This is a genomic window from Candidatus Clostridium helianthi, from assembly GCF_045310795.1.
In the GTDB taxonomy this organism is placed as follows: Bacteria; Bacillota; Clostridia; order Clostridiales; family Clostridiaceae; genus Clostridium; species Clostridium helianthi.
Map to the genome: position 1 here is coordinate 1 of NZ_JBJIAB010000201.1, position 268 is coordinate 268.

A 268-nucleotide genomic window follows, 5' to 3' on the forward strand; every position below is an offset into this window, starting at 1 on the left:
GACCGTCCCAGAATCCTGATTTGTCGGAGCGCTTGCTCATGCTGCGCCTCCCGATTTTGGGATCGGCTGGCCGTCCCAGCGGTAGGTGTGAGGGGTCGTGCCCTCGGGCATCGGCTCGCCGGTATCGAGATTGACGATAGGCGACCCCTCCAGGCATGCCGCATGGCATGTGCCGAGATCGACGTCAGTGGCGCAGAGGTCGGGGCCATTGATGGGCAGGCTGCAGATGTCGCAATGGCCCTTGTCGTCGTCATCGTCGACGACGTCT

At 63.4% G+C, this 268-nt stretch carries 1 protein-coding gene; it reads right to left on the bottom strand.

Annotated features, from left to right (window positions below):
* Positions 1 to 36: 36 nt before the first annotated feature.
* Positions 37 to 268, bottom strand: a 232-nt coding sequence (locus tag ACJDTP_RS27810) for a hypothetical protein (RefSeq protein ID WP_406763057.1), incomplete at its 5' end; no start/stop codon positions are given.